This window comes from Cupriavidus taiwanensis LMG 19424 (genome assembly GCF_000069785.1).
GTDB classification, from domain to species: domain Bacteria; phylum Pseudomonadota; class Gammaproteobacteria; order Burkholderiales; family Burkholderiaceae; genus Cupriavidus; species Cupriavidus taiwanensis.
Map to the genome: position 1 here is coordinate 2252042 of NC_010528.1, position 13691 is coordinate 2265732.

At 66.1% G+C, this 13691-nt stretch carries 12 protein-coding genes; 7 read left to right on the forward strand and 5 right to left on the reverse strand.

From position 1 onward, the window contains the following. The 4 genes from sdhA to RALTA_RS10350 form a co-directional block, all read right to left on the reverse strand. Positions 1-1779, reverse strand: coding sequence for a succinate dehydrogenase flavoprotein subunit (gene sdhA / locus RALTA_RS10335; RefSeq protein ID WP_012353371.1), 1779 nt, complete (start codon positions 1777-1779; stop codon positions 1-3). A gap of 3 nt (positions 1780-1782) precedes the next feature. Beyond that, positions 1783-2148, reverse strand: coding sequence for a succinate dehydrogenase, hydrophobic membrane anchor protein (gene sdhD / locus RALTA_RS10340; RefSeq protein WP_012353372.1), 366 nt, complete (start codon positions 2146-2148; stop codon positions 1783-1785). Positions 2149-2159: 11 nt separating this feature from the next. Beyond that, positions 2160-2570, reverse strand: a complete 411-nt coding sequence (gene sdhC / locus RALTA_RS10345) for a succinate dehydrogenase, cytochrome b556 subunit (RefSeq protein WP_012353373.1) — start codon at positions 2568-2570, stop codon at positions 2160-2162. 276 nt (positions 2571-2846) lie between these two features. Continuing rightward, entirely contained in the window at positions 2847-3746 is a 900-nt protein-coding gene (locus tag RALTA_RS10350) for a GntR family transcriptional regulator (RefSeq protein WP_025585727.1), read from the reverse strand. Between the two features lie 411 nt (positions 3747-4157). Here RALTA_RS10350 and RALTA_RS10355 point away from each other — a divergent pair, with 411 nt between their 5' ends. From RALTA_RS10355 to RALTA_RS10380, 7 genes are all read left to right on the forward strand, one after another. Beyond that, positions 4158-5141 (forward strand): malate dehydrogenase, encoded by a 984-nt coding sequence (locus RALTA_RS10355; protein ID WP_012353375.1) that lies wholly within the window; start codon positions 4158-4160, stop codon positions 5139-5141. A 127-nt stretch (positions 5142-5268) separates the two neighbouring features. After that, entirely contained in the window at positions 5269-6249 is a 981-nt protein-coding gene (locus RALTA_RS10360; protein WP_025585729.1) for an HpcH/HpaI aldolase/citrate lyase family protein, read from the forward strand. 54 nt (positions 6250-6303) lie between these two features. After that, positions 6304-7512, forward strand: a complete 1209-nt coding sequence (prpC, locus tag RALTA_RS10365; RefSeq protein WP_012353377.1) for a bifunctional 2-methylcitrate synthase/citrate synthase — start codon at positions 6304-6306, stop codon at positions 7510-7512. A 176-nt stretch (positions 7513-7688) separates the two neighbouring features. Continuing rightward, positions 7689-8246: a hypothetical protein gene (locus RALTA_RS10370; RefSeq protein WP_012353378.1), complete on the forward strand. Its 558-nt coding sequence runs from the start codon at positions 7689-7691 to the stop codon at positions 8244-8246. Between the two features lie 216 nt (positions 8247-8462). Next, positions 8463-11168 (forward strand): aconitate hydratase AcnA, encoded by a 2706-nt coding sequence (acnA, locus tag RALTA_RS10375; protein WP_012353379.1) that lies wholly within the window; start codon positions 8463-8465, stop codon positions 11166-11168. Positions 11169-11386: 218 nt separating this feature from the next. Further along, the gene (locus tag RALTA_RS30630; protein ID WP_012353380.1) at positions 11387-11542 is read left to right on the forward strand and encodes a hypothetical protein; all 156 of its coding nucleotides are present in this window, start codon (positions 11387-11389) and stop codon (positions 11540-11542) included. A 107-nt stretch (positions 11543-11649) separates the two neighbouring features. Further along, positions 11650-12852: a DUF2863 family protein gene (locus RALTA_RS10380; protein WP_012353381.1), complete on the forward strand. Its 1203-nt coding sequence runs from the start codon at positions 11650-11652 to the stop codon at positions 12850-12852. A gap of 61 nt (positions 12853-12913) precedes the next feature. Here the strand turns inward: RALTA_RS10380 and trmB are convergent, their stop codons facing one another. Further along, positions 12914-13600, reverse strand: a complete 687-nt coding sequence (gene trmB, locus RALTA_RS10385; RefSeq protein ID WP_012353382.1) for a tRNA (guanine(46)-N(7))-methyltransferase TrmB — start codon at positions 13598-13600, stop codon at positions 12914-12916. Positions 13601-13691 lie beyond the last annotated feature (91 nt).

Here is a 13691-nt window from a genome sequence, read left to right on the forward strand (position 1 = left end):
TCAGAACGTGCGGGCCTTCGGCGGCACGCTTTCCACCGTCAGCGGTTCCATCTTCACCGGCTTGTAGTCGAGGCGGTTGCCTTCGCTGTAGAACAGCGTGTGCTTGAGCCAGTTCTGGTCGTCGCGGTTGGGGAAGTCGCTGTGCGCGTGGGCACCGCGCGATTCCTTGCGGGCCGCGGCCGAGATCATGGTGGCCTTGGCCACTTCCACCAGGTTGGCCACTTCCAGGGCTTCCACCAGCGCGGTGTTGAAGACCTTGGACTTGTCCTTCAGGTGGATGTTGGCGGCACGCTCGGTCACTTCCAGGATGCGCTCGACGCCTTCGTCCATCAGCTTCTGGGTACGGAACACGCCGGCATGCGACTGCATGTTCTTGCGGATGTCGTTGGCGACGTCCTGCGTGTACTCGCCCGACGACGACGACTGCAGCTTGGCCAGGCGCGACAGCGCCAGGTCGGCGGCATCGGCCGGCAGCGGCTTGTGTTCCTTCTGCTTCAGGTTCTGCGCGATGATGTGGTTGCCGGCGGCGCGGCCGAACACCACCAGGTCGAGCAGCGAGTTGGTGCCCAGGCGGTTGGCGCCGTGCACCGACACGCACGAGCATTCGCCGATCGCGTAGAAGCCGTTGAGCACTTCGTTCGGGTTGCCGTTCTTGGGCACCACGACCTGGCCATGGTAGTTGGTCGGGATGCCGCCCATCTGGTAGTGGATGGTCGGGACCACCGGGATCGGTTCCTTGATCGCATCGACGTTGGCGAACTTCAGGCCAATCTCGCGGATCGACGGCAGGCGCTTCATGATGGTCTCGGCGCCGACGTGGGTCAGGTCGAGCAGCACGTAGTCGCCGTTCGGGCCGCAGCCGCGGCCTTCCTTGATTTCCTGGTCCATCGAGCGCGAGACGAAGTCGCGCGGCGCCAGGTCCTTCAGCGTCGGCGCGTAGCGCTCCATGAAGCGCTCGCCGTCCTTGTTGCGCAGGATACCGCCCTCGCCGCGCACGCCTTCGGTGATCAGCACGCCAGCGCCGGCCACGCCGGTCGGGTGGAACTGCCAGAACTCCATGTCTTCGAGCGGCACGCCAGCACGCGCAGCCATGCCCAGGCCGTCACCGGTGTTGATGAAGGCGTTGGTGGAAGCGGCGTAGATGCGGCCGGCACCGCCGGTCGCGAACAGCGTGGTCTTGGCCTCAAGGATGTAGACCTCGCCGGTTTCCATTTCCAGCGCGGTCACGCCCAGCACGTCGCCGTCCTGGTCGCGGATCAGGTCCAGCGCCATCCATTCGACGAAGAAGTGGGTCTTGGCGCGCACGTTGCGCTGGTACAGCGTGTGCAGCAGCGCGTGGCCGGTACGGTCAGCCGCGGCGCAGGCACGCTGCACCGGCTTCTCGCCGTAGTTGGCGGTATGGCCGCCGAACGGACGCTGGTAGATGGTGCCGTCGGGGTTGCGGTCGAACGGCATGCCGAAGTGCTCGAGCTCGTACACGACCTTCGGGGCTTCCCGGCACATGAACTCGATCGCGTCCTGGTCACCCAGCCAGTCCGAGCCCTTGATGGTGTCGTAGAAGTGATAGTGCCAGTTGTCCTCGCTCATGTTGCCGAGCGAGGCACCGATGCCGCCCTGCGCCGCCACGGTGTGCGAGCGGGTCGGGAACACCTTGGACAGCACGGCCACGTTCAGGCCGGCTTCCGCGAGCTGGAGGGATGCGCGCATCCCGGCGCCGCCAGCACCGACGATGACCACGTCAAAGCGGCGACGCGGCAATCCAGTCTTGACTGCGACCATTTATTACACCCTCCAGAGAATCTGAGCAGCGTAGCCCGCGCAACCGACGAGCCACAGAATCGTAAGAACTTGCAGCACGAGGCGCACCGCCATCGGCTTCACATAGTCCATCCAGATATCGCGCACGCCGATCCAGGCGTGATACAGCAGCGACAGGATGGTCAGGAACGTGATGATCTTCATCCACTGGTTGGCGAAGAGCCCTGCCCACGCTTCATACGAAGCGCCGTTCGACAGCAGGAAGGCAATCGCCAGGATCACGGTGAAGACCACCATGACCACGGCGGTGACGCGTTGCGCGAGCCAGTCTTTCAGGCCGTAGTGCGCACCGACGACAAGACGCTTGGGACCGATATTGTTATTTGCCACCTTGATTCTCCTCAGAACAGGCCGAACAGCTTCAGGCCGAAAATCAGGGTAAGCAGCAGGCTGACAACCAGCACGCTGATGGCAGACTTGGCCGAGGCGGGCTTGGAGACACCAACGTGCACATCCAGCAGCAGGAAGCGGATCCCGGCGCAGAAGTGATGCAGATAACCCCAGATCAGGGCCAGCACAACCAGCTTGACAAAGCCGCCGGACAGAAGGGCCGAGAACTTTGCGAAGCTCAGTTCGGAGGTGATGCTCTGCTCAAACAGATACAGGACGAAGGGAAGGAGGAGGAACATCAGTGCACCGCTCACGCGATGCAGGATGGATACCTTGCCGGCCCAGGGCAACCGGTATTTCGCAATCTGCGAAATACCGATATTCCGGAACTCCGGCCTGGCTTGTTTGACGGCTTCAGCCATGCGAGACCCCATTAGCGGTAAACAAAGAAACGAAACTGCCATTGCCTGCATGCAACGGGATGCATTAGGGCAAATCCATGAGATTTTAGCGCCTTTGTTGCGCGCTGCACCAATAATTTTCTGCTATCACGGCCCGACAAGCGCCGCCCGACAATCGCACACTCCGCCCATTCGCCGACGCGCGCCACGCGACAACCGCCACGTCGCGCAACAGCCGCCATGCCCATGTCGAACCCGCCATGACCGGCACACGCCGACCGGGCGCGCGCCGGGATTTCAGCTCAGGTCGTTCTGGTAATAATGCCGGGTGGTGACGTACAGACCACGGCGCACTTCCACGGGGCGGTCGCCGTAGGTGTAGGAAACACGCTCGACCGACAGCAGCGGCGAGCCTGCCGGCACGGACAGCAGCTCGGCCGCGGTCTCGTCGGCGGGCACGGCACGGATTTTTTCCGAGGCGCGAATCATGCGCGTACCGAATTCGGCCTCGAACAATGCATACATGGGCCCCTTCCACTCGGTCAGCTTTTCCGCGGTCAGGCCCTTGAAGTTGGCGCCGAGCAGCCAGATTTCGTCCAGCACGGTCGATTCGCCCGAGAACGTCAGCACGCGGCGGATCTGCACCACGCTGTCGCCGGTGCGGATGTCGAGCAGCCGCGCGATCTCGGCCGGCGCCCGCAGGCGCTTGCATTCGAGCACGCGGCTGGCGCCATAATGGGGTTCGCCCTCGTCCGGGACGAGGCGCAGGAAGCGGAACTTGACCACGTCTTCATGGTGCGTGGTCACGAAAGTGCCCTTGCCCTGGCGGCGCGCCACGAGATTTTCGGCGGCGAGTTCGTCGATGGCCTTGCGCACCGTGCCCTGGCTGACCTTGTAGCGCGAGGCCAGCTCCATTTCGCTGGGGATCATCTCGCCCGGCTTCCATTCGCCGGATTGCAGGCTGCGCGTGATCAGCGCCTTGATCTGCTGGTAAAGCGGGCTGAACGTTGGCGAGGGCACTGACTGCAGACCTGGAGCGGGACCGGAAGCGGCGCCAGCGGCGGCACCAGTTGAGGGGGCCTGCGGCGCGGCGGCCGGCGGCGAAAGCGGCTGCGTCCCGGCGCCAGGCGTGGCGGCGCCAGATTCCTGCGCGCCGGGTGCGGCCGCGCCGGTCAGGGACGTAGGCAGGGAGGACATAGCGCGATTTCACCACAAAAGGGCAAGCAACGTCCAGCCTTACGTTAATTGTCTTATGTCTTATATAAGACATATGAATTGACAGGCAGAGAGGCCAGGCCTACACTCGCGCTGGTCCACGCCCGCGATGGCCCGCCCTCAGGCACGCCGGCTGCCGCCCATGGCGCAAATGTACCGCGCCGGCGGCGGCCCGGTCTGGAAATGGCGCCTCGCTTCGCAGTAGACTAACGCTTTGTTGCATCACCATGACCCGTTGTGGCTCTCCACCCACCGGCCCCGCCACCTGGCTCCGGCGGACAGCCGCTCCCCGCTGTGGCGACAACCAGCACCCGGTGACACACCGCGCGCCTTCGCATGGCGCCGGCGCGCCACCGACCGGCATCCCCCCTTCTATCGTTTGGAGATTTACTCATGGCTAAAGCCCCAATGCGCGTCGCAGTGACCGGCGCCGCTGGCCAGATCGGCTACTCCCTGCTGTTCCGCATCGCCAACGGCGACATGCTGGGCAAAGACCAGCCGGTCATCCTCCAACTGCTCGACCTCCCGCAAGCCCAGCAGGCCGTCAAGGGCGTGGTGATGGAACTGGAAGACTGCGCGTTCCCGCTGCTGGCCGGCGTGGTCATCACCGATGACCCCAAGGTCGCCTTCAAGGACGCCGACGTGGCCCTGCTGGTGGGCGCCCGTCCGCGCAGCAAGGGCATGGAGCGCAAGGACCTGCTCGAAGCCAACGCCCAGATCTTCACCGTGCAGGGCAAGGCGCTGGACGAAGTCGCCAGCCGCAATGTCAAGGTGCTGGTGGTCGGCAACCCGGCCAACACCAACGCCTATATCGCCATGAAGTCGGCGCCGAACCTGCCGCGCGAGAACTTCACCGCGATGCTGCGCCTGGACCACAACCGCGCGCTGTCGCAGATCGCCGCCAAGACCGGCAAGCCGGTGTCGTCGATCGAGAAGCTGTTCGTGTGGGGCAACCACAGCCCGACCATGTACGCCGACTACCGCTACGCGACCGTCGACGGCCAGAGCGTCAAGGACCTGATCAACGACCCGGTGTGGAACAACGACGTGTTCCTGCCGACCGTCGGCAAGCGCGGCGCCGCCATCATCGAGGCGCGCGGGCTGTCGTCGGCCGCCTCGGCCGCCAATGCCGCCATCGACCACGTGCGCGACTGGGTGCTGGGCAGCAACGGCAAGGTCGTCACCATGGGCATCCCGTCCAACGGTGAGTACGGCATCCCGGCCGACACCATGTTCGGCTACCCGGTGACCACCGCCAACGGCAAGTACGAAATCGTCAAGGGTCTGGAGATCGACGCCTACAGCCAGGAAAAGATCAACATCACCCTGAAGGAACTGGAAGAAGAGAAGGCCGGCGTGCAGCATCTGCTGGGCTGATCTTCCCAACGCTCGACGAAAGACCGGGGTTCCGCAACGATTCAAGAATCGGCGCGGACCCCGGTTTTTTCATAGGCAGCGGCCAGGCGCCCTGCCCCGTTTGCCAACTTCAATTTCCCGAATCCAAGTGCATCCTTCCGAGGTCTTGTTCCAGGGCGAAGCCATCCCGGTCCAGTTGCCGGTGTGTGACCATTACGCGGGCAGCGAAAAGCTGATGCGCAAATCGCTGGCCCTGCAACAAGAGCTTGGCCCCGTCTTCGACATCACCTTCGACTGCGAGGACGGCGCCGCCGTGGGCCACGAGCGCGAGCACGCCGAGCTGTGCGCGCAGCTGGTCAACGGCCCGCTCAATGCCCACAACCGCGTGGGCGTGCGCATCCATGACCCGGCCCATCCCAGCTGGCGCGAGGACGTCGACGTGCTGGTGCGCGGCGCCGGCGCGCGGCTGGCCTATGTGGTGGTGCCCAAGGTCACCGACGTGGTCGAGGTGGCGCGCGTGACCGACCATGTCAACCAGGTGGCCCGCAGTGCCGGCATTGCCCGCCACATCCCGATCCATGTGCTGATCGAAACCCATGCCGCGCTGGAGCAGGCCTTCGATATCGCCGCGCTGGTGCAGGTGGAATGCCTGAGCTTCGGCCTGATGGATTTTGTCTCGGCCCACCATGGCGCGATTCCCGGCGAGGCGATGCGCTCGCCGCAGCAGTTCGAACACCCGCTGGTGCGCCGTGCCATGCTGGAAATCTCCGCCGCTTGCCACCGCCACGGCAAGGTGCCCTCGCACAATGTCAGCACCGACGTGCAGACGCCGCAGCGCGCCGGCGACGATGCGCTGCGCGCGCGCAGCGAATTCGGCTACCTGCGCAAGTGGAGCATCCATCCGGGCCAGATCGCTCCGATCGTGGCGGCGTTCCGCCCCGGCGCGGAAGAGATCGGCGCGGCCAGCGAGATCCTGCTGGCCGCGCACGAGAACAACTGGGCACCGATCCGCCATGAGGGGCAGCTGCACGACCGCGCCAGCTACCGCTATTACTGGTCGCTGCTGCAGCGCGCGCAGGCCACCGGCACGCCGCTGCCGGCCAACGTGGAAACGCTGTTCTTCGGCTGAAGCCGGTCCCCGAATCCATTCCCAACACAATCCGTAGTGCCCAAGGAGACACGGATGCCTGCCTCGAAGCTCGCTGCACCCGACCCTGCGCTCGATGCCGCAACTGACGCCGGCGCCAGCACGCCGGCCGCGCCACGGGCCAAGAAATCCGTCGCGCTGTCGGGCGTGACCGCCGGCAATACCGCGCTGTGCACCGTCGGCCGCACCGGCAACGACCTGCACTACCGCGGCTACGACATCCTCGATATCGCCGAGACCTGCGAATTCGAGGAAATCGCCCACCTGCTGGTGCACGGCAAGCTGCCGACCAAGTCCGAGCTGGCCGCCTACAAGGCCAAGCTGAAGTCGCTGCGCGGCCTGCCCGCCAACGTCAAGGCGGCGCTGGAATGGGTGCCGGCCAGCGCCCACCCGATGGACGTGATGCGCACCGGCGTGTCGGTGCTGGGCGCGGTGCTGCCGGAGAAGGAAGACCACAACACCCCGGGCGCGCGCGACATCGCCGACCACCTGATGGCCAGCCTCGGCTCGATGCTGCTGTACTGGTACCACTACAGCCACAACGGCCGCCGCATCGAGGTGGAGACCGACGATGATTCCATCGGCGGCCACTTCCTGCACCTGCTGCACGGCGAGAAGCCGTCGGCGCTGTGGGAGCGCGCCATGAACACCTCGCTCAACCTGTACGCCGAGCACGAGTTCAACGCGTCGACCTTTACCGCGCGCGTGATCGCCGGCACGGGTTCCGACATGTATTCGTCGATCGCCGGCGCGATCGGCGCGCTGCGCGGCCCCAAGCACGGCGGCGCCAACGAGGTCGCGTTCGAGATCCAGGAGCGCTACGACAACCCGGACGAGGCCCAGGCCGACATCACCCGCCGCGTCGAGAACAAGGAGGTCGTGATCGGCTTCGGCCACCCGGTGTACACCACCGGCGACCCGCGCAACCAGGTGATCAAGGAAGTGGCGAAGAAGCTGTCGAAGGACGCCGGCTCGATGAAGATGTTCGACATCGCCGAGCGGCTGGAAACCGTGATGTGGGACATCAAGAAGATGTTCCCCAACCTGGACTGGTTCAGCGCGGTCAGCTACCACATGATGGGCGTGCCCACGGCGATGTTCACGCCGCTGTTCGTGATCTCGCGCACCTCGGGCTGGGCCGCGCACATCATCGAGCAGCGCATCGACAACAAGATCATCCGCCCCAGCGCCAACTACACCGGGCCGGAGAACCTGAAGTTCGTGCCGATCGGCAAGCGCAAGTGAAACCGGCCCAAGTGAAGCCGGCCCAACAGCCGCGCCGATTATGTAACCAAAGCCCAGAGCACTACGCCGCCCAGGCCAAATCGTAGAGAATAGCGGCGGCAATGATCCCAGCGCCGCCCGCCTGCCGGCGGCACATCACCATAAATCGATTTCAGTATCCGAAAGGCACTCACAAAATGAAACATCTTGTCCTTGCCGCCTGCATCGGCGCCTTCAGCCTGACCACCGCCACCGCCGTGATGGCGCAGGAGCCGGCCAAGAAGACCACCACCAAGAAGAAGTCGTCGACCAAGAAGGCCGCCGCGGGCGCGGCCGCCGCGGCCGGCACCGCCGCGGCGGTGGCCCCGAGCGGCGAGAAGTGGCAGTGCGAGCTGGGCAACAGCCTGTATATCGCCGGCGACATGCTGCGCGACGAGGTCCTGACCGTGCACTGGCAAGGCCGCGACTACAAGCTGCCGCGCCAGGCCACCGTGACCGGCGCCGACCGCTACTATGACGCCCGCACCGGCCTGGACCTGGTGGTGATCCCGAGCAAGGCCATGCTGTTCAACAAGAACCTGGGGCAGCGCCTGGCCGATGACTGCCAGAGCGCCGCCATGCAGGCCGGCGCCGCGGCCCCGACCCAGGCCGGCGGCCTGCGCGCGCCGGCCACGACCCCGCTGCTGGTCACTCCGCCGGACGGCCAGACGGTTCAGCCGGGAAGCCCCCAGCAATCCGCCGCGCCCAGGCAGTAAGCCATGACGGGGCGCTGGCGGCCGCTGCATGGCGGCCGCCAGCGCCCTTTTTTGCCTTGCCGTGCCGGGTGGCGGCGAAGCCGCACCCCGGTTAGAGTATGCAGTTGCAGTGCGCTGCCGGCCTCGGACCGCGGTCAACACCGCGGCAGCGCATCGGGGTCCCGAGTCAGGTCCGAGCCAAATGCCATCGCATCATCCTTCGATCGGAGTACGGCAATGCCCCACAACCTCAAGAACACGCTAAAAGAATTCAGGATCGGCTCTTCCGGCAAGGGCCAGTATTACTCCCTGCCCCAGCTGGGCCAGGCGCTGGACCTGGACATCGGCCGCCTGCCGGTGTCGATCCGCGTGGTGCTGGAATCGGTGCTGCGCAACTGCGACGGCAAGAAGGTCACCGAGGAACACGTCCGGCAGCTGGCCAACTGGAAGCCGAACGCCGAGCGGGTCGACGAGATCCCCTTCGTGGTGGCGCGCGTGGTCTTGCAGGATTTCACCGGCGTGCCGCTGCTGGCAGACCTGGCGGCGATGCGCAATGTCGCCGAGAAGATGGGCAAGAATCCCAAGAAGATCGAGCCGCTGGTGCCGGTGGACCTGGTGGTCGACCACTCGGTGCAGATCGACCACTTCCGTGAAAAGAAGGCGCTGGACCTGAACATGCAGCTGGAATTCCAGCGCAACAACGAGCGCTACCAGTTCATGAAGTGGGGCATGCAGGCCTTCGACACCTTCGGCGTGGTGCAGCCGGGCTTCGGCATCGTGCACCAGGTCAACCTGGAATACCTGGCGCGCGGCGTGCACAAGAAGGACGGCGTCTACTACCCTGACACGCTGGTCGGCACCGATTCGCACACTACCATGATCAACGGCATCGGCGTGGTCGGCTGGGGCGTCGGCGGCATCGAGGCCGAGGCCGGCATGCTGGGCCAGCCGGTGTACTTCCTGACGCCGGACGTGGTCGGCGTCGAACTCAAGGGCCGCCTGCGCGAAGGCGTCACCGCCACCGACCTGGTGCTGACCATCACCGAGATGCTGCGCAAGGAAAAGGTGGTGGGCAAGTTCGTCGAGTTCTTCGGCGAAGGCACCGCCAGCCTGGCCCTGCCCGACCGCGCCACCATCGGCAACATGGCGCCCGAATACGGCGCCACCATGGGCTTCTTCCCGGTCGACGAGAAGACCATCGAGTACTTCCGGGGCACCGGCCGTACCGACGAGGAAATCGCCGCGTTCGAAGGCTATTACCGCGCCCAGAACATGTTCGGCATTCCCGGCGCCGGCGAGATCGACTACAGCAAGGTGGTGACGCTGGACCTGGGCACCGTGGCGCCGTCGCTGGCGGGGCCGAAGCGCCCGCAGGACCGCATCGAAATCGGCAACGTCAAGAGCACCTTCGCCTCGCTGTTCAGCAAGCCGGTGGCCGAAAACGGCTTCAACAAGGATGCCGCCGACCTGAACCGCAGCTACACCACCGCCGACGGCATCGAAGTGCGCAACGGCGACGTGCTGATCGCCGCCATCACCTCCTGCACCAACACCTCCAACCCCAGCGTGCTGCTGGGCGCCGGCCTGCTGGCCAAGAAGGCGGTGGAAGCCGGCCTGAGCGTGGCCCCGCACATCAAGACCTCGCTGGCGCCGGGCAGCCGCGTGGTCACCGAATACCTGAAGGCGGCCGGCCTGCTGCCGTACCTGGAAAAGCTGGGCTTCGGCGTGACCGCCTACGGCTGCACCACCTGCATCGGCAATGCCGGCGACCTGACGCCGGAACTGAACGAGGCCATCACCAGCAACGACCTGGTCGCCGCCGCGGTGCTGTCGGGCAACCGCAATTTCGAGGCGCGCATCCACCCGAACATCCGCGCCAACTTCCTGGCCTCGCCGCCGCTGGTGGTGGCCTATGCCATCGCCGGCAACGTCACGCGCGACCTGATGACCGAGCCGGTCGGCAAGGGCAAGGACGGCCGCGACATCTGGCTGGGCGACATCTGGCCAAGCTCCGACGAGATCCACGCGCTGATGAAGTACGCGATGGACGCCAAGACCTTCAAGGGCAACTACGAGCAGGTCAAGAAGCCGAGCAAGCTGTGGGGCGCGATCCAGGGCACCAAGGGCCAGGTCTACGACTGGCCCCGTTCCACCTATATCGCCGAGCCGCCGTTCTTCCAGGACTTCAGCATGGAGCCGTCGGCGGCCTCGGCCAGCGTGCGCGGCGCGCGCGCGCTGGGCATCTTCGGCGATTCGGTGACGACCGACCACATCTCGCCGGCCGGTTCGATCAAGGACACCTCGCCGGCGGGCAAGTACCTGCTGTCGCACGGCGTGCTCAAGGCGGACTTCAACAGCTACGGCTCGCGCCGCGGCAACCACGAGGTGATGATGCGCGGCACCTTCGCCAACGTGCGCATCAAGAACCTGATGATCCCGCCGACGGCGGACGGCGCGCGCGTGGAAGGCGGCATCACCATCCACCAGCCCACCGGCGAGCAGATGTCGATCTATGACGCGGCGATGAAGTATGTCGCCGAAGGCACGCCCACGGTGGTGTTCGGCGGCGAAGAGTACGGCACGGGCTCGTCGCGCGACTGGGCGGCCAAGGGCACGCAGCTGCTGGGCGTGAAGGCCGTGATTGCGCGCAGCTTCGAGCGCATCCACCGCTCCAACCTGGTCGGCATGGGTGTGCTGCCGCTGCAGTTCAAGGGCACCGACAGCGCCCAGACGCTAGGCATCACCGGCAATGAGACCTTCGACATCGAAGGCATCGAGGGTGACCTGAAGCCGCAGCAAGACGTGGTGCTGGTGATCAAGCGCGCCAACGGCGACGTGCAGCGCGTGCCGGTGCTGCTGCGCATCGATACGCCGATCGAGGTCGACTACTACAACCACGGCGGCATCCTGCCGTTCGTGCTGCGCCAGCTGCTGGCCGCCTGAGCGACCGGCGCGTCATGGACGCCGCCTGCCCTGCCCCGTCGGGGGTAAGGCCAGGCGGCATTTTTTTTTCATTGGCGCCTGCGACCCGTGCATCACCTGATGCAGCGCCCGGCGCGTGTAAGCTCCACGCAAGCCATCGCTGCCAAACTGTGTCGCACAACAACGCGGTGGCATCACCGCAAGCCGGACCCCGGCATCACCCAGAACCAGGAGACACCATGGTCAAGATCCTTATCGCATTCGTCGTGGTCGCCGGCGCGGCCCTCTACCTGCTGACCAAGGGCGGCAGCGACGTTTCCATCTCCGGCGAGTCGCACAGCGTCGAGAGCCACGCGCCCGCCGCCGCCCCGGCTTCCGCCGCGGCCGAAAAATAAGGCCCTGCGGGAGGTAGCGTCTACAGCGCCCGCCCGCATATAGCGATCTCCCTGTCAACGCAGCGAGTAGAATACCGTTTTACGCAAAAAACGGACGGTTTCTTTCTATGGCAGGTTTTCGCCCCAAGGCTTCCCCGCGACTCTCTCCCGACGCCGAGCGTCTGGTGGCCGATGCGCTCGCCCTCGACGCATCGGGCAGCCGCATGGAGGACGGATACTGGGAGCGGCGGCTTTCGCAGCGCCTTGGCCGCCTGCTGAAGAACGGTAGCCAGACCGCGCTCGACGCGGCGCTGGAGCATCTGTTCAAGCACAATGCCGACGCCTCGGACGTGCTGGCCGAGCAGGCCGAGACGCTGGCGGAGTCCGCCACGATCGAGGTCGACGGCCAGCACTACGACGCCCTGCTGATCGCCGCGCCGATCCTCGCGCACACGCGCTACGCCATTCCGTCCGGCGCGCTCAAGCCGGAACTGGCACAGACGCTGGCGGTGCACCTTCAGGCACATGTGCTGGCGACTGGCACCCGGGTATCGCTGTCGCCGTACCTGTACAGCATCGACCAGCTGCCGCGCACGCACAGCGACACCTTCGCGCTGACCCACAAGCTGGCCGCCGCGGCCCTGGCGGGCGTGGTGCCCAAGGTCGACCTGCGCGACCTGCCCGAGACCGCGCCGATCCTGGCCGACCCGCGCTACCTGCTGGCGGTGGTGGTGGCGCCGCGCGAGCAGGCGCTGTTCCGTTGGCAGGAAGATGCCAAGGAGCACCACGCCGAGCGCTCGACCTGCCTGGAACAATGGCGCAGCCAGGTGCAGCCCTCGGTGGCGCTGCTGCTGCCAGGCTGCGAGTTCGAGTTGCTGCTGCCCGATGCATTCTTCCTGTCCTGCCGCGAATCCGACAAGAGCATCCGCCCGCTGACCGTGCGTGCCGCCGTCAACTACCTGTGCGGCACGCTGGATATCTCCGCGGGTCAGCTGGCCGCGGTGGTGGCAGCCTTCGGCGAGGAAGTGGTCGAGGAATACCGGGTCGGCTTCACCATGCGCGGCGAGAAGGATGTGATCTATGGCATCGTCTGGCCGGTCTACGGCCGCGAGGCCGGCGAGGTCGATGCCGATGAAAAGGGCAATCCGCTCGAGCAGATCTGCGAGGAACTGCGCAACGCCGGCGTCGAGGACATCTTCCGCCACGCCGCGCTGTTCGATCCGGAATACTGCGAAGACTGCGGCACGCCGCTGTACGCCGACCGCAATGGCGAGATCGTGCACGCCGAACTGCCGGAAGACGCGCCCACGCAGCAGCCGCTGTTCCACTGACGCGCGCTGGGCGCGCCAGACCGCGAAACGGCCCGCGTTGCGGGCCGTTTTCTTTGCGCGTTCAGCCGGGCTGGCGCTCGCTGACGCAGCGCCACAAGCCATGGCCCGAGGCCGCGTACTTGCGCTCGAACGGCGTCATCGGCTGCGCCGGCGCCCAGGCCTCGACCCGCGCCGGCCGTCCCACCATTTTCAGCGCCTGCGCGAACTCGTCGATATAGATGTGCCAGTTGCTGCGGCACTCCACGTAATCGCCGCATGCCGCCAGCGCCGGGAATACCGCGTGCCCCTGCCAGCGCCGCCCCAGGTGGCCGATTTTCGGCCAAGGGTTCGGGTACAGCACGTAGTGGCGCGCCACCGGCACCGCATCCGCCTGCAGCAGCCGCCAGACATCGACGAGGTCGGCGCGGGCCCAGCAGAAATTGGCCGGCATCGGCGCGTCGCCCCACCAGTCCTTGCCGGCGGCGAGGCGCTTTTCGGACTGGTCGACGCCGATGACGAAATGGTCCGGGAACTGCGTGGCCAGGCGCAGCGTGCTTTCGCCGACGCCGCAACCGGCATCGAGGATCAGCGGCGCGCCGCCGGCCTGCTGCCAGCGCTGCAGCGCCGCGGCCAGCTCGCGCCGGCTGGGCTCGCCGATAGGCTTGCGGAACGGCTCGGCGAGGTGGCGCGCGACGCGCGCGGCCAGGTGTTCATGGACATCGGACTGCGCCGAGACGATGGTGCGGGAATTGGCGAACATGGCCGCCATTTTACCGGGCGGCCCTCACCGCGAGGCTGCAACCATGCCACTTTAGCGGCACAATGCGGGACGAACCCGCCTGAGAACCCGTCCGCGACAG

Coding starts and splice junctions, on each gene's coding strand:
- sdhA (WP_012353371.1), bottom strand. CDS start 1,779: ATGGTCGCAGTCAAGACTGGATTGCCGCGTCGCCGCTTTGACGTGGTC.
- sdhC (WP_012353373.1), bottom strand. CDS start 2,570: ATGGCTGAAGCCGTCAAACAAGCCAGGCCGGAGTTCCGGAATATCGGT.
- RALTA_RS10350 (WP_025585727.1), bottom strand. CDS start 3,746: ATGTCCTCCCTGCCTACGTCCCTGACCGGCGCGGCCGCACCCGGCGCG.
- RALTA_RS10355 (WP_012353375.1), top strand. CDS start 4,158: ATGGCTAAAGCCCCAATGCGCGTCGCAGTGACCGGCGCCGCTGGCCAG.
- prpC (WP_012353377.1), top strand. CDS start 6,304: ATGCCTGCCTCGAAGCTCGCTGCACCCGACCCTGCGCTCGATGCCGCA.
- RALTA_RS10370 (WP_012353378.1), top strand. CDS start 7,689: ATGAAACATCTTGTCCTTGCCGCCTGCATCGGCGCCTTCAGCCTGACC.
- acnA (WP_012353379.1), top strand. CDS start 8,463: ATGCCCCACAACCTCAAGAACACGCTAAAAGAATTCAGGATCGGCTCT.
- RALTA_RS30630 (WP_012353380.1), top strand. CDS start 11,387: ATGGTCAAGATCCTTATCGCATTCGTCGTGGTCGCCGGCGCGGCCCTC.
- RALTA_RS10380 (WP_012353381.1), top strand. CDS start 11,650: ATGGCAGGTTTTCGCCCCAAGGCTTCCCCGCGACTCTCTCCCGACGCC.
- trmB (WP_012353382.1), bottom strand. CDS start 13,600: ATGGCGGCCATGTTCGCCAATTCCCGCACCATCGTCTCGGCGCAGTCC.